This window comes from Streptosporangium sp. NPDC051022 (assembly GCF_040683035.1).
GTDB lineage: Bacteria > Actinomycetota > Actinomycetes > Streptosporangiales > Streptosporangiaceae > Streptosporangium.
The window spans coordinates 141,669-159,344 of the sequence record NZ_JBFBCF010000002.1 but is presented as its reverse complement, the minus strand read 5'-3'; the positions used below and the strand labels follow the sequence as shown (position 1 = coordinate 159,344).

14 protein-coding genes are annotated in these 17,676 nt (G+C 72.6%); 8 read left to right on the top strand and 6 right to left on the bottom strand.

Features of this window, described 5'->3' with window-relative positions; all coding sequences use genetic code 11:
* Positions 1–239 precede the first annotated feature (239 nt).
* Positions 240–1,181, bottom strand: coding sequence for a GNAT family N-acetyltransferase (locus AB0N02_RS04870; RefSeq protein WP_363942830.1), 942 nt, complete (start codon positions 1,179–1,181; stop codon positions 240–242).
* Between the two features lie 570 nt (positions 1,182–1,751).
* Between AB0N02_RS04870 and AB0N02_RS04865 the strand changes: the two genes are divergently transcribed.
* Positions 1,752–2,600: an arylamine N-acetyltransferase gene (locus tag AB0N02_RS04865; protein WP_363942828.1), complete on the top strand. Its 849-nt coding sequence runs from the start codon at positions 1,752–1,754 to the stop codon at positions 2,598–2,600.
* Between the two features lie 377 nt (positions 2,601–2,977).
* On the opposite strand, the gene AB0N02_RS04860 is transcribed toward AB0N02_RS04865, so the two are convergent.
* Positions 2,978–3,790, bottom strand: a complete 813-nt coding sequence (locus tag AB0N02_RS04860; protein ID WP_363942826.1) for a hypothetical protein — start codon at positions 3,788–3,790, stop codon at positions 2,978–2,980.
* A 286-nt stretch (positions 3,791–4,076) separates the two neighbouring features.
* On the opposite strand from AB0N02_RS04860, the gene AB0N02_RS04855 reads away from it, so the two are divergent.
* The 4 genes from AB0N02_RS04855 to AB0N02_RS04840 all read left to right on the top strand — a co-directional run bounded on the left by AB0N02_RS04855 (position 4,077) and on the right by AB0N02_RS04840 (position 11,000).
* On the top strand, positions 4,077–5,810 hold the full coding sequence (locus tag AB0N02_RS04855) for a serine/threonine-protein kinase (RefSeq protein WP_363942824.1): 1,734 nt from the start codon (positions 4,077–4,079) through the stop codon (positions 5,808–5,810).
* Positions 5,807–8,068 (top strand): hypothetical protein, encoded by a 2,262-nt coding sequence (locus tag AB0N02_RS04850; RefSeq protein WP_363942822.1) that lies wholly within the window; start codon positions 5,807–5,809, stop codon positions 8,066–8,068. The genes AB0N02_RS04855 and AB0N02_RS04850 overlap by 4 nt, the downstream gene beginning before the upstream one ends.
* Positions 8,061–9,578, top strand: coding sequence for a protein kinase (locus AB0N02_RS04845; RefSeq protein WP_363942820.1), 1,518 nt, complete (start codon positions 8,061–8,063; stop codon positions 9,576–9,578). The genes AB0N02_RS04850 and AB0N02_RS04845 overlap by 8 nt, the downstream gene beginning before the upstream one ends.
* A gap of 75 nt (positions 9,579–9,653) precedes the next feature.
* The gene (locus AB0N02_RS04840) at positions 9,654–11,000 is read left to right on the top strand and encodes a hypothetical protein (protein ID WP_363942818.1); all 1,347 of its coding nucleotides are present in this window, start codon (positions 9,654–9,656) and stop codon (positions 10,998–11,000) included.
* Positions 11,001–11,044: 44 nt separating this feature from the next.
* Here AB0N02_RS04840 and AB0N02_RS04835 read toward each other — a convergent pair whose 3' ends face one another.
* Positions 11,045–11,977: a helix-turn-helix domain-containing protein gene (locus AB0N02_RS04835; protein ID WP_363942816.1), complete on the bottom strand. Its 933-nt coding sequence runs from the start codon at positions 11,975–11,977 to the stop codon at positions 11,045–11,047.
* A 341-nt stretch (positions 11,978–12,318) separates the two neighbouring features.
* Between AB0N02_RS04835 and AB0N02_RS04830 the strand changes: the two genes are divergently transcribed.
* The gene (locus tag AB0N02_RS04830; protein WP_363942815.1) at positions 12,319–12,510 is read left to right on the top strand and encodes a hypothetical protein; all 192 of its coding nucleotides are present in this window, start codon (positions 12,319–12,321) and stop codon (positions 12,508–12,510) included.
* 146 nt (positions 12,511–12,656) lie between these two features.
* Here AB0N02_RS04830 and AB0N02_RS04825 read toward each other — a convergent pair whose 3' ends face one another.
* Together AB0N02_RS04825 and AB0N02_RS04820 are read right to left on the bottom strand one after the other, a co-directional pair.
* On the bottom strand, positions 12,657–12,968 hold the full coding sequence (locus AB0N02_RS04825) for a DUF3817 domain-containing protein (protein ID WP_363942813.1): 312 nt from the start codon (positions 12,966–12,968) through the stop codon (positions 12,657–12,659).
* A 55-nt stretch (positions 12,969–13,023) separates the two neighbouring features.
* Entirely contained in the window at positions 13,024–13,776 is a 753-nt protein-coding gene (locus tag AB0N02_RS04820) for an SURF1 family protein (protein ID WP_363942812.1), read from the bottom strand.
* A 143-nt stretch (positions 13,777–13,919) separates the two neighbouring features.
* Here AB0N02_RS04820 and AB0N02_RS04815 point away from each other — a divergent pair, with 143 nt between their 5' ends.
* Positions 13,920–14,087, top strand: coding sequence for a hypothetical protein (locus tag AB0N02_RS04815; RefSeq protein ID WP_363942810.1), 168 nt, complete (start codon positions 13,920–13,922; stop codon positions 14,085–14,087).
* Positions 14,088–14,249: 162 nt separating this feature from the next.
* Positions 14,250–15,707: an NAD(P)/FAD-dependent oxidoreductase gene (locus AB0N02_RS04810; RefSeq protein WP_363942808.1), complete on the top strand. Its 1,458-nt coding sequence runs from the start codon at positions 14,250–14,252 to the stop codon at positions 15,705–15,707.
* A gap of 117 nt (positions 15,708–15,824) precedes the next feature.
* On the opposite strand, the gene AB0N02_RS04805 is transcribed toward AB0N02_RS04810, so the two are convergent.
* Complete coding sequence (locus tag AB0N02_RS04805) at positions 15,825–17,573, bottom strand: gamma-glutamyltransferase family protein (protein ID WP_363942806.1); 1,749 nt, start codon at positions 17,571–17,573, stop codon at positions 15,825–15,827.
* Positions 17,574–17,676: the final 103 nt, after the last annotated feature.

Here is a 17,676-nt window from a genome sequence, read left to right as displayed (position 1 = left end):
GTGAATTGTGAATATTTTGCGCACCTTCCCCCAGCTCGCCGGGCCGACGTCTCCCGGAGAACCAAAGGTCGGCGGAAGCCCTCCCATCCGGAACGGCCACGAAGGCCCCCGCCGAACGGTCTCCCGTCCGGCGGGGCCCCGGACACCGCACCTTTCCGCCTGCCACGGTCGGCCGGATGGCACCTCGCGGTGCGGCCGTCCGGCCGATCCCCGCCGTGGTGAGGATCCGAGAACAGACCTCAGATGAGGATCATTCTGCGTCCCGTCACCCGGTAGCCGATTCGGGCGAACGAGGCCTCCATGGGCGTGTTGCCCACGTCGGTGTTGTCCCTGACCTCGAGTTCGCCCTCGGCGGTGAAGATGTGCAGCGCCTCGGTGACCAGATCGTCGGCATAGCCGTGGCCCCGGTGAGCGGGGACGACCCCGACGTAACCGATCGTCGCGAACTCGTCGTTGCGGGTTGGCATCACGATGCCGACCGGCTCGCCCGAGGCGTCGCGGGCGAGCCGCCAGCGGTCCCGCCCACCGGCCATTCCGGCGATGACGGACAGGGTCTCCCTGGCGGTCTCCCTCGCCCCCTTCTCGGCGAGAAGACGTCTGTCCCAGGCGTCCAGGCTGCCCTCGGTGATCCGGGCCAGCAGGTCGATCACCGACTCGTCGTCGACGGCCCGGGTGAAGGTGAGCCGGCCCTGCCTGGGCGGCAGGCCGTACTCGGGGGTCCAGCGGAGGTTGAGCCGCTCGACGGACCGGTGCAACCCGGCCTCCTCCGCCGCGCGGATCCGATCGGTGGCGTCGGCGAACGCGTCGGGCCGTTCGCGCCAGTCGGCCGGGAGGAAAAGGTGGTAGTCGGGCCTCTCACCGGCCCGTGTGGCGTGTCCCGGGGCGGACAGCGCGGCGTAGGCGGCCCGCAGCAGGGCCGCCCCCACCTCGATCCGGTCGGGGCCGAGCCCCGGGTCGAACCAGTCGAGGCTCATCGGACGCTCGGAGCCACGCGGCCCCCAGAACCCCGCACGCGCGACGACATCGTCACCGCGCAACGCGACCCAGACCCATCCGGGCCGGTAGTCGAGCTCGTCGAAGGGAAGATGCCGCGCCCCGACGCCCGAGGCGGGCAACGGGCCATAACGGTGGAACAGCTCGAACTCGTCCGCTTCGAGCGGGCGGAAAAGCAGATCGGACAAGGAAAACTCCAGAAAGCGCGTGCGCTTCCCGGGCCTCAGGCGGCCTGTCGCCCGAGGCGGGAGCGCGTGACCAGGTTGGCGAACATCTGCTCCTCACCTCCTCATGCTCAAAGGGACGGCCAGCCTAGTTCCGGGCATGACCGCCCCTCAACCGAATAACCGAGAAGCCCCCGAAGAAGCCGCCGAACAGTCGAGGGGTCCGCGCCACCATCGGGAAGCGTCGCGACGCACCACCTGCGATGACGCGCATCCGGCACCTGACGAGGACGTCCAGGCCCAAGGAGCGGCGGCCCTCGGTCCACTCGTCGATCCGCGCACCGGTCCGCGGCCGAACCGTCGGCAGACGGCCGAACGACCGAACGGCCGACATCCTGCCGAACATCGGCGCCCGGCCAACCGATCCACACCCCGCCAACCAATCCACACCTGGCCAACCGATCCACACCCCGCCAACCAATCCACATCCGGCCGACCGATCCACATCCGGCCGGACAATCGGCATCGGCCCGGAAAGCGACGCCCGATGCTCCGCGCCTCCCCGAGAGAATTTCTCTGGCATATCGTGACGGGGTGATCGATATCCGCGCCTACCTCAGCAGGATCGGGGTCAGGGTCGAAGGGCCTCCCAGCGTGGAGTCGCTTCACCTGCTGCATCGGGCGCATCTGGAGCACGTGCCGTACGAATGCCTGGAGATCTGGCTGGGGCGGCCGACGACGGTGGACCCGGCGGAGTCGGTCGCGCGGATCCTGCGGGGCCGGGGTGGCTACTGCTATCACCTGAACGGCGCGTTCGGCCTCCTGCTGGAGGCGCTCGGCTATCGGGTGGTCCGGCACGTCGGCGGGGCGCAGCGGACCGCAGACTCCCCCGCGGGCGCCGACGGAGGGCATCTCGTGCTCACGGTGTCCGGGTTGCCCAGCCAGGACAACCCCGGCGGTGTGTGGATGGTCGACCAGGGGCTGGGCGACGGGTTCCACGACCCGCTCCCCCTCGTCGAGGGCGTCTATCGACAGGGCCCCTTCACCTATGGCCTGCGTCCCTCCCAGGTCGAACCCGGCGGATGGCGGTTCGACCACGACCCTCGCGGCTCCTTCTTCGGATTCGACTTTCGCCCCGAACCTGCCCAGATGACGGCGTTCGCCGCCATGCATGAGTTTCTTTCCACCTCGCCCGAGTCCGGTTTCACACGCGTGGCCACGGTGCAGCGGCGCGACGCGAAGGGCGTCGACATCGTTCGGGGACTGGTCCTGACCCGCGTCGGCGACCGCGAACACACCCTGATTCTGGAGACCGAGCGCGACTACTTCGAGACGCTGGCCGACATCTTCGCCCTCACACTGGACAACGTGACCTCGGCCGAGCGTGCCAAGCTCTGGCGCCGCCTGTGGACCGCCCACGAGCAGTGGTCCGGCTCCCACTGACCCCCCACGGCTCACGCTGCCCCTCCCACGGCTCGCCCCGGTTTCCGAGGTCCGCGACGAGGTTTCCGAGGTCCGCGACGGTCCCATGGTCCACGCTGCCTGGAAGCGGCGTGCCGTCCGGTTCAGTTCGTCCAGTCCGCGACGATCTCGTGGTCCACGCTGCCCCCACAGTCCGCGCCGACTTCCACAGTCGGCGCCGACTCCTAAGGTTCACGACGATCTCGTGGTCCACGCTGACCTCCACGGTTCGCATCGATCTCGTGGCCCGCGCCGGCCCCATGGCTTCTGCCGATCTCATCGGGCCTCCGTCATCGGCCATTCCCGCTCTTCTTCTCTCAGCCCTGCCCCTTCGTTCCCGGCCCCAGGGACCTCGTTCCTCAAGGGGCCGGAGCGTCCGGTGTGCCCGCCCGGGAGCGAGACCGCGCCTCTTTCGAACGACGGACCGCGCAACCCGGGCCGCACACGACCGGCCGCCCGCTCCAGCCCCGGGCGATCAGAGCCCCGGCGACCAGGGCCGCGATCCCGCACGGATCGCGGGCGACGTCGGCGTAGCCGTAACGGAGCACGATCCCGTCTCTTCCCGCGGTGTCGCCGCACGCACCGGGGAAGGCGTTCCCATGGAGGTGATCGTCTCCGCTCACCTCCTGGAACGCACTCTCGTGGCGGTGACCGCTCCCGCACACGTCCGGGAAGGCGCCCTTGCGGCGGTGGCCGGCTTCGCGGGCATCCGGGAAGGCGCCCTTGCGATGGTGGCCGGCTTCGCGGGCGTCCGGGAAGGCGTCGTGGCACCGGCCCCGGCCAGGCCCGCCGCCGGGACCGTCGAGGCCGTCGAGGCCGTCGAGGCCGTCGAGGCCGTCGAGGCCGTCGAGGCCGTCGAGGCCGTCGAGGCGGACGACCGTACGGCACGCCTCGTAGACGACGTCGTCGCGTTGGCCGGTGCCGGGCTCCGCGCGCCGGGCTCGCCGTACGCCATGGGGCAGGGCGTGGGCCCGCTCGACCTTCCGGCGGTAACGCCTCTCCAGGAGGGAGGAGACCGTCGGCGTCCGAACGGCCCTCGTGTCCGGGGGCTCCGCCCGCCAGGCGGCCCTCCACAACTCGGCGGCCCTCGCCGGACCGGTGAGGATCTCGCGGACACCCCGGCGGAGGCGGAGCGCGACCCACCGGCCGGGGACGGGGCGGTTTCGGATCACGTGCCGGGAGAGGGCATGCCAGAAAACCCGCCGGGTCACGTCTTTCCGCCGGGAACGGATCGGCTCATCCCGCTCGGGGGAACTCACAGCTGTCATGTGCGGCAGGATCGCCGGTTCCGGAGCGCGCCCACGCCACCGAACCGCTTTCTGTGGACAGGCGAAAGACATGTTCCCCGGCCTGTGGACAACCTGTCGGCCAGGTCCTTTCGCTTCACCAAGTTCTCATTCATTGGTCCATATGCCGCTAAGTGACTATGTTTCTGTCCGCGATGGGACGGCGAACGGGGTGAGCGGGATCGACACTCGAGTGCTAGCGGGCCGCTATCGGCTGCTCAATCCCCTCGCCGAGGGCGAGAGGGGAGCGGTCTGGCTCGCCGCAGACGAGATGCTCCGCCGTGACGTGGCGGTCAAGGAAATACGGCTCCCGCCGGACCTCGACCCCGTCAGGCGGCGGGAGGCCTGTGCCGCCGCGCTCCGCGAGGCCAACCTGGCCGCCCGGCTCAAGCACCCCTCGATCGTGACCATCCACGACGTGGTCGTCGAGGAGGAGCGGCCCTGGCTCGTCATGGAGCTGCTGTCGGGCGCCTCCCTGGAGCAGACCGTACGCCAGCGGCAACCGCTGCCGCCACACCAGGCGGCCCGGGTCGGAGTGGGAGTCCTCAGCGCGCTCGCCGCAGCGCACACCACCGGGGTCGTGCACCAGGACGTCAAACCGGACAACGTCTTCCTCACCCGGACAGGCCGGGCCGTCCTCACCGACTTCGGGTTCGCCACCGTCGAGGGCGAGGCCACGGAGGGACGCACCGGCCATCTGGTCGGCTCCCCCAACTACATCGCCCCGGAACGCCTGCGCGGCGAGCGCGGAGGCCCCGCCTCCGACCTGTGGTCCCTCGGCGCCACGCTCTACTTCGCCGTCGAGGGCCTGCCGCCGCACCCGGCGGAGAACTCCATCGCGGCGATCGGCAGGGTCCTCACCGAACCGGTCAGGCCGCCGGAGCGGGCCGGGCTGCTGGGGCCGCTGCTGATGCTCATGCTCGCCCCCAGGATGGAGGACCGGCCGTCCTTCGACGACATCGCCCCGGCCCTTCAGGAGATCGCCCTCGGCCGCCCGGCCACCGTCCTGCCCTCGCGCTCTCCCCTCGGAGCGGACAGAGCAGCCGGAACGGCCGGAGCGGTCAGAGCGGACGCCGTCGTTCCCGCGCCCGAGGCTCCCTTCGCCCGGCTGGCGGCGGACGCGGCCGAGGCCGAGGCCCGGGATTCGTTCCCGGAGCGGGAGAAGACCCGCAGGCCGGGGCGGTCCCGGAGGCGGGGCCGGTCAGGCGCGCGACCCCGGACTCCGGCGTCCCCTCCGCGCGGAAGAAGCGCCGCCGTGTGGGCGGCGGCCGAGGTGGGAGCGGTCCTGGCCGTCATCGCGGTCACCGCGGGCGTGGTCCGCCTCGTCTCCGACACTCCGGTCCAGAACGCCCCGGTCAGGCTCAGCGAGAAGCCCGGCGCCTTCGCCGTCCCGGTGGACACCTGCAAGCTGCTCCCCACGACCGACGTCAAACAGCTCCTGCCCGCGATGAAGGCGGCCGGCCAGCCGACCAACAACGGCGGCTGCGAGTGGACGAGCTCCGGAATCGGCCTGGAGGTGGCCCCGGCGGGCACCGACAAGCAGTGGGGCAAGAGCCCGCGCCAGGCCCACGAGCTGTTCGTCAACCAGCGCAACGGCGTGCTGCCCAACGGGCAGACGGCCTGGAGCTGGCCCGAGATCCAGGCCGGAGTGCGGTCGGCCAGGTCCACGGCGCCGCTGGCGGTCAAACCGGCCGGGGATGAGTCGTTCGGCTACGACCTGTACGAGAACCGGAAGACCGGCAGGCTGGAGCAGAGCCACGTGGTGTTGCGCATCGACAACCTGGTCCTCGACGTCGCCTACACCGTGGTGGACGGCAGCAAGAACGCCCCCGCGATCCAGGCGGGCGCCCACACCGCCGCGACCCGGGTCGCGGAAGCGCTGAACAAGCAGAAGGCGAGAGGATGAACCATCCAGACGTCCCCCGGTCGCAGGGCAGGCACGCGGGCCGGCACGCCGTGGCCGAGCCAGGCCCCGCCCAGGCGGTGAGCCCGGCGGTGCTGGAGCAGACCTCCCTGGAGCAGATGATCGGGCGGTTCGGGCCGCTGACGCCGCAGCGGGTCGCCGCCGTCGGTCTGGCCGTGCTGGACCAGCTCGTCGCGGTGCACAACCGCGGGATGCTGCACGGTGACGTACGGCCGGGCTCGGTGCTGCTCGGCCCCCACGACCAGATCACCCTCGCGGCGCCGACTCTCCGTTCCCCGGCCTTCACCGCCCCGGAGGGGGTGACGGGCCCGGCGGCCGACCTGTGGTCGCTGGGCGCCACCCTCTACACCGCCGTCGAGGGGCGCCCGCCGTCGCCGGGCGGTTCGCTCGACAACGCGGGCCCGATCGGCCCGATCCTGTTCGGCATGCTGTCGGGCGACCCCGGCCGGCGGCCCGCCCCCGGCACCCTGCGCAGCGTCCTGCTCGACCTGGCCCGCAACGGCGCCCACACCCCGCTGCCCCCGGTCCGCGCCGACGCGGTGCCGCCGCCGTCCCCCTGGGCGTCCTCGCCCTTCCCCGAGGAGTTCGCCTCCCCCTCCCCCGAGATTCCGGTGATTCCGGCGGCGTCTCCCGTCCCGGCCTTCCCGGAGGTCCAGCCCTCGTCCCCCCCGACGGCCACCCCGCTGACCTCCCCGGCGGCCTTCCCGAGGCCCTTCGTGCCCGAGGCGGTCGGCTCCGGAGCGTCGTCCGCCCAACCGGAGACGACCGTCCGGCTCGCCCGGCCCTCCGGGCCCGGGGCCACCGTCCTGTCCGCGCCTCCGGCATTCCCGGAGACGGCCGCGCGCCTCCCCGAGACCGCGCACCTTCCTGAGAGCGCCCGCCTTCCTGAGGCCGCGCGCCTTCCTGAGACCACGCGCCTCCCCGAGACGGCCGTACGCGCTCCGGAGACGGGCACCCGTACCTTCCCCGAGTCCGCCGCGGCGGGCCCGCCCGGCGCGGCCGCCTCGCGTTTCCCCGACCCGGCCGGGCGAGCCTTCCCGGAACCCGCCGTGTCCTCCGTATCCTCCGCGTCCTTCCCGCCGTCCTCGCCGCCCCCGCCCTCCCCGTCCGCCGCGCCGAACCCGCGGGACACGGTGGTCCAGGCCTTCCCGGAGACGGCCTTCCCGGATGCCTCCGTCCCGCTCCCGCCGCCCTTCGGGGCCGCCTCCCCCACCCCCGCGCCGCCCACCTCCGAGCCCGGGCCGCCCGCCCCCGCCTCCCCGTTCTCCCATCCCGAGGCGGGCGCTTCCTTCCCACCGGGCTTCGACCCCGGAGTGGCCGCCCCGCCCGCTCCCCCTCAGGGAGCGGCCGTTCCGGCCCCGCCCTTCGGCCCCGGCCCCGGCCCCGTCACGCCTCCCCCGCACGATCCCCGTGAGCAGCCGTTCCAGGCGCAGCCCGCACCGGTTCCCGCCCCTGTACCCGTCTCACAGGAACTCGTCCCGGTCTCCGGGAACCGGAACAGAGGCCCCTCCGCGCCTTCGGGATCGGAGGAGACGTCCGGGGAGACCGGCCCGACCGTGCCGTCCGCCGACCGCCGGGCCGGGGTGTTCGTGCCCCGCTCGGTCGTGGGTCTGACCGGCGGCCTGCTCCTGGCCATGGCGGTCACCATCGGCGTCCTGGTGGCCCCGATGATCGGCGGTTCCGCCGACGCCGAGGACGCCCAGGGGGCGGGCTCCTCGACGTCCGGGGCACGGTTCGCCTCGGCGCCCCGGGCGTGCAGCCTGCTCGACGACAAGCAGGTGGAACAGGTCGTGCCGGGGTTCAGGAGCTCCGAGGTGGAGTTCGCCGCCTGCGACTGGCTCAACCAGCTCGACTGGCGAAAGCCCAGCACGGAGAAGTTCGACCTCAGCGTACGGCTGGTCGCCCAGAAGCAGGACGCCTCCGGGATCACCCGGGCCAAGCAGTACATCTCCGGCAAGAGGAACGACTTCGTCAACAGCGGCAAGTACGCCACCCCCAAGCCCGCTCCGCCCCAGGACCTGAAGGGGATCGGCGACGAGGCCTTCTCCACCGGGAAGTACAGCACCTTCGACGTCTACGGCGGCTCCTACAGGGTCACCGTGGTCGTCCGGGTCAGCAACCTGATCGCGGAGATCGAGTACAGGCGGGGCGGCGTCAAGGACGACGCCGACGGGAAGATCGCGCAGGGTGCCGCGCAGGTCGCCCGCTGGCTCACCGCGTCCCTGAAGAGCAATGGCTGACCAGGCCGCTCCGCCCGTCCTCGCGGGCCGCTACCGGGCGCTCGACCGGCTCGGCGCGGGCGGCATGGGTGTGGTCTGGCGCGCCGTGGACGAACTGCTGCACCGCGAGGTGGCGATCAAGGAGGTGCTGCTCAGGCCGGGCCTGTCCGAGGCGGAGCGGGCCGAGGCCAGGGAGCGCACCCTCCGCGAGGCGCGGGCGGCCGCCCGGCTGAGCCACCCGTCCATCGTGGCCGTACACGACGTCATCGCCCAGGACGGCCGTCCGTGGATCGTGATGGACCTCGTCCGGGGCGGTTCCCTGGAGCAGGCGATCCGCAGGGACGGACCGCTCCCGCCGCCTCGGGTGGCCGCGATCGGCCTGGCCGTGCTCGACGCGCTGTCCCTGGCGCACAGCCGGGGCATCATGCACCGCGACGTGAAACCGGCCAACATCATGCTCGCCGACGACGGCGGGGTGCTGCTGACCGACTTCGGCATCGCGACGGTGGAGGGCGACGCCCAGCTGACATCCCCGGACGCGCTCGTCGGCTCCCCCGGCTACATCGCCCCCGAACGGCTGCGAGGCGAAGACGGACCGGCCGCCGACCTGTGGTCGCTGGGCGCCTCCCTCTACGCCGCCGTCGAGGGACGGGGCCCGTTCCAGCGGAGCGTCCCCATCGCCACCCTGGGCGCGGTGCTGACCGAGCGAACCCCTCTCCCCTCGCGGGCGGGCGACCTGGCTCCGGTACTGCTGGCCGTACTGGAGAAGGATCCCCGGCAGCGGCCCGGGGAGGCCGTGCTCCGTACGGCGCTGCGGCGGGTCGCCCAGGGTCTGCCCCCGGGTCCGCTGTCCCCCGCGACCGGACCGGTCACCGAGGCGCGGGCCCCACGGCCGGGGCGGCGCCGTACCGGCCTGCTCGCCGGGGCCGGGGCGGCGGTGGCCGCGGCCGGGGTGGCGGCGGCGGTGCTGCTGACCGGCGGCGGATCCGGGAACCCCTCCCCCTCGTCCTCCCCCACGACCCCAGACCCGGGCGCGGGCCGCTTCGCAGCCGATCCCGACCCGTGCTCCCTGCTCGGCGCGGCCGCGGTCCGCGCGGTGGGACCGACCTCCGCGCCGACCTCCGGGGAGGCCAAGGGGGACGACGAGGCCTACTGCAGCTGGAGCGACCCGTCGGGCGGGCCGACGCTGCGGGTGGAGCTCGGCCACAAGGCGCCGACCCCGGGCAGGACGGCGCCGGAGACGGCCCACGCGTTCTTCGCCGCGGAGCGTGTCAAGACCAAGGCCGACAGGGGGACGAGCCCCCTCGGCTGGGTCGGCCCGCTGCGGGACGTGAACCGGATCGGCGCCGAGGCGTTCGCCTACGACGTGGGCGCCCTCGACCGGGTCCACACGGTGGTCCGGTTCCGGGTCAGCAACCTGCTGATCGAGGTCAACCTGTCGGAGAAGGACAAGCGGGTGACCCCCGAACTGCGCGGGCGGAGCGTGCGCGTCGCCCGGCTCGTCGCGGAGGAGCTGAACAGCCGTGACTGAGACGCGCCAGGCCGGGTCTCCCCGAGGCGGAGAGGGGACATCGGGGATCGGAGCCCTCCGGACGGTGAGGCCGTCATGACCGACCCCAACCTGCTCGCCGGGCGTTACCGGCTGCTGGAGCGCCGCGACCACACCGGCACCTCCTGGCGCTCCCGCGACGAGCTGCTCGGCAGGGAGGTCACGATCTCCGAGGTACGGCTCCCGCCCCCCGGCCCCGACCACGACCACCTCCTCGGCCAGGTCCGTGCGGCGGCCGACCTCCGGCATCCGGGTGTCACGACCCTGCACGACGTGATCTCGGCCCCCGACAGGATGTGGCTGGTCACGGAGGCGGTCACCGGCCGGTCGCTGATCCAGACCGTCAGGACCGAGGGGCCGCTGGCCCCCGACCGGGCGGCCGAGGTCGGGCTGCGCGTGCTGGACGCCCTGAACGCCGCCCACCGGCGGGGCGTCCACCTCACCGCCACCCCCGACACGGTGGTGCTCACCCCGGAGGGCCGGGTCGTGCTCACCGCCGTGCCGGCTCCCTTCCCCGCCCTTCCCGCCGACGAGCTGCGCGACCTCGGCACCACACTGTTCACGGCCGTCGAGGGCCGGGCGCCGGACACCGGATCGCAGACCGTGCCCCGGATGCCGGACGGCTCGCCCCTGGCCGACCCCGGCTCCGTCACGGCGACTGGCGGCACGACCGGTGGCGTGACCGGCTCGGGGCCGCTGGCGCCGCTCGTCGAGGGGCTGCTGGCGGCCGATCCCGCCCACCGTCCCGACGTGACCTCGGTCCGCCTGGCGCTGGAGAGGGTCTCCCCCCGGTCCGGGGCCGCCCGTCTCCGGATCCCCCTCGTCATCGCGGCCGCCGTCGCCTGCGCGCTCGCGGTGACCGGCGGGGTGCTCTGGAGCACGCGGGACACCTCACCGCCGCCCGCCCGGGTCGCGCCGTACGTGGACCCCGGGCCCTTCGCCAGGAAGCCCCGGCTGGACAGACTGTTCACCGCCGAGCAGCTGGCACGGCTCGGCGTGAAGGCGAAACCGAGCGGTCTCGGGGACGAGCTCATCTGGGGCACGGCCAACGGCGGCGATCCCGGCTCCCTCCAGCGCATGCTCTCGGTCAAGCAGAAGCTGTATCCCACGGCGGCCGACGCCTCCAAGGCGTTCGCCAACCGCTTCACCAGCAGCGGCCGGATGGCGGGCACCAAGGACGGAAGCACGCAGACGGCCCCCCGCAAGATCGACGGGCTGGGGAACGAGGCCTTCTCCGGCGAGGTCGTCAACGCGGGTCACGGGGTGACCGTGATCGTCCGCGTCAACAACCTGATCATCAGCGTCCAGTACCAGAACAACGCGGGCGGGCCGGAGGAGGACATCAGGCAGGGGGCCCGCACCGCGGCCGGGTGGGCGGTCGAGGCGCTCAGCCACCACCGGTGAGGCTCAGCCACCACCGCTGAGGGCTCAGTCACCACCGCTGAGGCTCAGCCGCCACCGCTGGGAGAGCCGGTGAGGAGACGGACCTCGCGCCGCCGCAGCGGCCGGTCGCAGAAGGCGCAGAGCAGGACGGGGACGAGGGCGGCACCGCAGGGTTCGTGGGTGACGGCCAGCGCCGAGTCCTCGGGGGCGGGCAGTTCGCGCTGGGCCCAGTCGACCAGGAGGGCGAAGACCCCGAACAGGGCCAGGCCCCGCTCCGCGAGACGGTAGGAGCCGCCGGGATCGGGCGCGAAGACGCCGAGCTCGGTGAAGCGGCGCAGCCGGTCGGCGAGGACCGAGGGGGCGATGCCGAGGACCGTCTGGAAGTCGGCGAACCGGCGGGCGCCGAGGAAGGCGACGGCCAGGACCGCGATGCTCCAGCGGTCGCCGAGGATCTCCATCGAGTCCCGGTGGTAGCCGCCCGGATCGGATCCGGCACCTGAGCGGACCGTACGGCGGTGCCCGCGCGACGGCCCGATCCCGCGGAAGGACGCGGCCGGCCCCGGCTCGGTACGGGTGTCACGCGCGCTCGCGGGCCCGCCGCAGGCACCGCACCCGACGTACGGCCGGGCCTCCCGGCCACACCCGTCGTGCAGGAACGGCGGCGTCCGCCCGTCGGTCCACTCCCTCTCCCAGGACCGGACGGCCAGCAGCGGCGCCCACAGCTCCAGGCCCCGGCCGGTCAGCCGGTACTCGTGGCGGGTGCGGCCGTCGCGGTAGGCGGCCGGCTCGAAGACGCCGTGGCCGACCAGTTCCCTGAGCCGGGCCGCGAGAACCGATTCGGAGATCCCCAGGGCGTCGCGCCATCCGGTGAAGGTGCGGATCCGGAGCGCGAAGGCCCGCTGCAGGATCAGCAGCACCCACCGGTCTCCCAGGATCGCGAGCGCCCGTCCCGCCGCGCCGGGCTCGGCGCTCACCTCCCGCCGTCCCGTGCCGCCCACGCCCGTCCTCCACTGGTCGCCCGAAGCCGCTTGCCCGAAGCCGCTTGCCCGAAGCCGCCTGTCCGAAGCCGCGTGTTCGAAGCCGCCTGTCCGAAACTGCTTGCCCGAAGCCGCTTGTCCGAATAGCGAACGAAGCGCAGATCCGTTAGATGTGACGCCGTATCGGGGGTTTTGGTGCACCTGTGGTGGCGCGTTCCCGCGAGACCGTTCAGGGGGTCGCGCCGGGCCGGGAAAACACGATATATCTCGGATGGAACCCTGCGGCGATCCCACGCGTTGAGCAGGAGACGCAGAATGGAAGACAGGCGGGGCGCTCGCTCCGCGTTCGGAGGATGTTGAGGATGTCGCCCGTCCAGAAATACCTGCTCGGCGCAGGCGTGGTGGTGGTCCTGTCGTGGCTGTTCCTGCCCAACCTGCTGTTCACCCTGGTGCTGCTGGGGGTCATCGCCGCCCCGGTCGTCGGCTATCTGATGCTCGACCCGTCGCAGCGCGCCAGGCTCCGGCGCATCCGCAGGCGCGGCATCGACCGCTGACCCCACCGGACCGCCGACCCACCGGACCGGGGAGCCCGGCGGTCCCGAAGGAATCCTGACGGCTCCCAGAGGTCCTGACGGTCCCGAGGAGCCCGGAGAGCCCGGAGACTCGGGGTCCGCCCCGACGAGGGGCGGGCCCCACGGGGTCAGGCGGTCGCGAGCTCGGTCTCCACGCGCCGGGTGACCTTGCGCTCGAACACGAACGACAGCAGCGGGATGGTGCCCGCGAGCATCACCCCCGCGATGTACGGCCACGACCAGCGGGCCTTCATGCCCAGGTTCATCGTGGCCACGAGGTAGATCATGTAGAGGAACCCGTGGATCGGGGAGACGACCTTCGACGGGCCCTCGATGCCGAAGCCGTACCTGAGCACGATGCACGAGACCAGGACGAGCAGCATCACGCCGACGACGTACGCCAGGATGCGGAAGGGCTTGAGGGCGGATTCCACGGTCATCTACCTCGGTCTGGGAGTTCGGGACACTGAAAAGATATGTCGGGTTCGGGGGGACTCAGGCCGCGGCGGGCTCGGGCTTCGGCTTCTGCTCCGCCGTACGGCTGCGCACGATGTCCCGCACGAAGTGCCACCACATGAAGACCGCGAAGAGGCCGAAGATCCACCACTGGGCGGCGTAGGCGAGGTTGCGCCAGGTGAGCCCGCCCGGCTCGGTCGGGGCGGGCACGGCGACCGGCTTGGCCGCGACGGCGGGGGGCGGGGTCTGGGCGGCGGCCACCACGAACCCGTCGCGCAGCTTCACACCCCGCCACAGGTTGACCAGCTCGGCCGACGAGACCGTCAGCACCTGCCCCTGCGGAAGCCGCGTGGCCGTGCGCCGCACGCTCTCGACGCCCTCCGACGGCTGCAGCCGTCCGGTCACGGTCACCTTCCCCTCGGGTACGGCCGTCGCCGGATCACCGGCCGCGGGCACCCAGCCGCGCACCACGGGGATGAAGGTGCCGTCGCCGAGGTCGAGCGGGGTGAGCAGCCACAGTCCCTCGCCTCGCTCGGCGACCAGCAACTGCCGGGAGGCGTCGAAGGTCCCCTCCGCGGTGACCCGGCGGCTCGCCGCCTCGGACGTCAGGTGCTTGCCGGGCTGGGTGAGCGTGGCGACCGCCACCGGTTCGGGATCCCGTGCCGCGTGCGGCCTGCCGGAGTCCTCGAACACCCCGAGCTGCCAGCGACCGAGCAGCGCGCACGCGAGGAGCGCTCCGATCGCGAGCAGGTGAAGCACCAGCACGCGGGGAGAGAACAGGATCCGGAGCATGCCCCCACGCTATCCGCCTGCTCAGGCGGTCCCGCCGTCAGCACCGCACCTCACCGGCATCCAAGGTCCCACCCGCCACGGTCCCCTACGAAACGGGCATGAATCGGTAGTGCGGTGGCAAAGAATGTCGCTAAAGTCGACCCATGTCTGATCCTCAGATTGACCCGGCCGGTAACACCCAGCAGTTCCGCGCGTTCGCCCAGGGCAAGGAGCCGGAGGCCGCGCCCGGCAGGCGGTCGATGACCGTCCCGATCGTGGTGGCGCTCGCGGTGGTGGTCGTGATCGCCGTCGTCGCCTATCTGGTCCTCTAGGAGAGGACGACCGGCAGCGCCGACGGCGACCGCCCTCGGCGCTTTTCGTGTTCTCCGGCCTCTCCCGGCACCGGCGGCAGGACGGCGGGATACCGTGGACGTGTCGGACGAGGCGTTCAACGGCGCGGGTTCGGCACGCCGGAACGTCGGCCAGGAGACCGCATGAGCACTCGCCCCGGGATAACGATCATCGGCTCCGGTTTCGCCGGGCTGGGCATGGCGATCAAGCTGAAGGAAGCCGGCTACCACGACTTCGTGATCCTGGAGAAGGCGGACGACCTCGGCGGCACCTGGCGGGACAACACCTATCCGGGCTGCGCCTGCGACGTCCCCTCGCACATGTACTCCTTCTCCTTCGCGCTCAACCCGAACTGGTCGCGGATGTTCTCCCCGCAGGCCGAGATCTGGGACTACATGCGGGCCTGCGTCACCAGGTACGGCCTGGCGCCGCACCTGCGCTTCGGCAAGGAGGTCGTCGGGCTGGAGTACGACGACGGCGCCCGGAACTGGCGGGTGAGCACCGGCGACGGCGCGGTGTTCACCACCAACGCGGTGATCTCGGGCACCGGCGCGCTGCACGTCCCGTCGTTCCCCCGGATCCCGGGACGGGAGAGGTTCAGGGGGCCCGCCTTCCACTCCGCCGAGTGGGACCATTCGGCGGACCTGACCGGCAGGCGGGTCGCGGTGATCGGCACCGGCGCCTCGGCCGTCCAGTTCGTACCGCGGATCGCCGAGCGGGCCTCCCGGCTCCATCTCTTCCAGCGCACGCCCCCGTGGATCCAGCCCAGGCCCGACTTCCCCATCTCGTCGCGGATGCGCGCGGTCCTCGGCCTGCCCGGCGCCGCCCGGACGCTGCGCGCCTCGATCTACTGGGCGCTGGAGGCCCGCGCGCTGGGCTTCACCGTCGACCCGCGCCTGATGAGGGCGCACGAGGCGCTGGCGCTGCGCCACCTGGCCGCGCAGGTGCCCGACCCGGCGCTGCGCGCGAAGCTGACCCCGGACTACACGATCGGCTGTAAGCGCATCCTGCTGTCCAACGACTACTATCCGGCGCTGACCAGGGACAACGTCGAGGTGATCACGGACGGCGTGGCCGAGATCCGGGAGAACTCGATCGTCGACGCGACCGGCGGGGAGATCGAGGTCGACGCGATCGTCTACGGCACCGGTTTCAAGGTCGTCGAGGCGATGGCCGACCGGCGGATCGTCGGCAGGAACGGCCGGAAGATCCAGGAGGCGTGGCAGGACGGCGTGGAGACCTACTACGGGATCACCACGGCCGGGTTCCCGAACCTGTTCTTCCTACTGGGCCCCAACACCGGCCTCGGTCACCACTCGGTCGTCTTCATGATCGAGTCTCAGGTCCGCTATGTGCTCGAGTGCCTGCGCCTGCTGTCGAGGACCGGCGCCAGGGCCCTGGACGTCAGGCCGGAGGTGCAGCGGGCGTTCAACGACCGCCTCCAGAGCCGCCTGCGCGACCTGGTCTGGAGCGAGGGCGGCTGCCGGAGCTGGTACCTCGACGAGCACGGCGTGAACCGGGCGGTGTGGCCCGGCCCCACCTTCGAGTACTGGGCACGCACCCGGAAGGTGAGGCCGGAGGCCTACGAGCTCATCGGCTGAGCACCCGGCGCGGCCCCTCAGGAGGCCTCGTGTCCGAGGCCCCTCGGGCGGCCTCGTGCTCGGGGCGCTCGCCGCGCGGCGTCGTCGTCGCGCCGCGCGGCGTCGTCGCGGGAGGGGTCAGCGGTGCCCGCCCACCACCAGCGCGCTGCCGCCGCCCCTCCTGACCGGCTCGGCGACGGCCTGGAGCCTGCCGCCGCCGAGGAACTCGACGCCGGTCGCCGCGCCGATCTCCGGGTTCAGCGCGAAGCTGTGCCCCCTGGCCGTGAGCTCGGGCCCGTAACGGTCGATGAAGGCCTGCTCGGCCTGGACCTGGGCGGTGTTGCGCTGCGTCGCCCGCGGAGCCGCCAGCGCCTCGGGCAGCGACATGCCGAGGTCCCAGCGGTTGAACAGGATCTGCAGCACGGTGGTGATGATCGTGGAACCGCCCGGCGAGCCGACCGCGAGCAGCGGCCTGCCGTCGTCCAGGACGACCGTCGGGGACATCGAGGAGCGGGGCCGCTTGCCGGGACCCGGCAGGTTGGGGTCGCCGGGGGCGGGCCCGAAGGTGAAGTCGGTCAGATTGTTGTTGAGCAGGAAGCCGCGGCCGGGCACGACGATGCCGTTGCCGCCGGTGGACTCGATGGTGAGGGTGTAGGCGACCACGTTCCCCCAGCGGTCGGCCACCACCAGGTTGCTGGTCTCCGGCCCCTCGGGGGGTGTCCGCTCGGCCTGGGCAGGCGGCGGCGGGGCCTGGCACCCGTAGGAGCCGTCGGGGTCCCCCGGCGCGACCGGAGCGGCCAACGCCCGCTCGCCGACCAGGCAGGCGCGCTCCTTGGCGAACCCGTCGGACAGCAGTTCCTTCAGCGGCACGCCCGGAATGTCGCCGACATACTTGTTCCGGTCGGCGAAGGCGAGCTTGGAGGCCTCCAGATACTCGTGCAGGCCGACCTTGGGCAGCACCTCAAGGACGTTGAGCGCCTCGCCGACCGTGGAGCCGCCCGACGACGGGGGCGCCATGCCGTAGACGTCCATGCCCTTGTAGGTCACCTTCGTCGGCGGGCGCTCGACCGCCCGGTAGGCGGCCAGGTCGGACAGCTCCATCAGGCCGGGCCGTACGGTGCGGGTGGAGCCCGGGGTGACCGGCGGGTTCTTCACCGTGGCCACGACCTCCGCGCCGAGGCGGCCGCCGTACAGCCAGTCGCCTCCGCGCCTGCCGAGCTGCCGGTAGGTCTCGGCCAGCTCGGGGTTTCGGAAGGTCGAGCCGACCGCCGGCGGGGCACCGCCGGGGAGGTACAGCCTGGCGGTCGAGGTGAAGTCCTTGAAGCGGGCGACGTTGGCCGCGGTCTGGTTGTGGAAGGTCTGGTCGACCGTGAATCCGTCGGTGGCGACCTCGATCGCGGGCCGGAGCGCCTCCTTGAGCGAGATCGTGCCGAACCGGCTCAGGGCCAGCTCCCACTGCGCCACGCTGCCCGGCACCCCGGCCGACAGGCCGCTGGTCACCGCGTCGTCGAACGGGATCCCCTCCAGGGATGCCGGGGTCATCGCCCGCGGCGCCGTCTCCCTGCCGTCGATCGTGTGGACCCTCCTGTGCCCGGCGTCGTAGTAGACCATGAACCCGCCTCCGGCGAGTCCCCCCGAGTAGGGCTCGGTGACGCCGAGCGTGGCCGCACCGGCGACCGCGGCGTCGATCGCGTTGCCGCCCCGGCGCAACACCCCGAGCGCGGCCCGGCTGACGTCCACGTCGACGGTCGCGACCGCGCCGCCGTACCCTTCGGCGACGGGTTTCTTGTCCACCCCCGGCGGCGACGCCGTGGCGGGCTGCACGAGCAGGATCGAACCACCGGCCAGGATCGCGGCGGCGGGCACGGCTAAGCGGCGAATGATCATGTTGGCCTCCCGCAGTCAGCTTGACTCAGTTGACCGGGCTTGTCAGCCCCCTGCTACCCCCGGTGTCGTAGTTCCCGCTGCCTCTCCCGGCGGACGCGCAGGT

Bases quoted from the DNA above. Each gene is read 5' to 3' on its own strand.
- AB0N02_RS04850 (WP_363942822.1), top strand. From the start codon at position 5,807: ATGAACCATCCAGACGTCCCCCGGTCGCAGGGCAGGCACGCGGGCCGG.
- AB0N02_RS04845 (WP_363942820.1), top strand. From the start codon at position 8,061: ATGGCTGACCAGGCCGCTCCGCCCGTCCTCGCGGGCCGCTACCGGGCG.
- AB0N02_RS04840 (WP_363942818.1), top strand. From the start codon at position 9,654: ATGACCGACCCCAACCTGCTCGCCGGGCGTTACCGGCTGCTGGAGCGC.
- AB0N02_RS04830 (WP_363942815.1), top strand. From the start codon at position 12,319: ATGTCGCCCGTCCAGAAATACCTGCTCGGCGCAGGCGTGGTGGTGGTC.
- AB0N02_RS04825 (WP_363942813.1), bottom strand. From the start codon at position 12,968: ATGACCGTGGAATCCGCCCTCAAGCCCTTCCGCATCCTGGCGTACGTC.
- AB0N02_RS04820 (WP_363942812.1), bottom strand. From the start codon at position 13,776: ATGCTCCGGATCCTGTTCTCTCCCCGCGTGCTGGTGCTTCACCTGCTC.
- AB0N02_RS04815 (WP_363942810.1), top strand. From the start codon at position 13,920: ATGTCTGATCCTCAGATTGACCCGGCCGGTAACACCCAGCAGTTCCGC.
- AB0N02_RS04810 (WP_363942808.1), top strand. From the start codon at position 14,250: ATGAGCACTCGCCCCGGGATAACGATCATCGGCTCCGGTTTCGCCGGG.
- AB0N02_RS04805 (WP_363942806.1), bottom strand. From the start codon at position 17,573: ATGATCATTCGCCGCTTAGCCGTGCCCGCCGCCGCGATCCTGGCCGGT.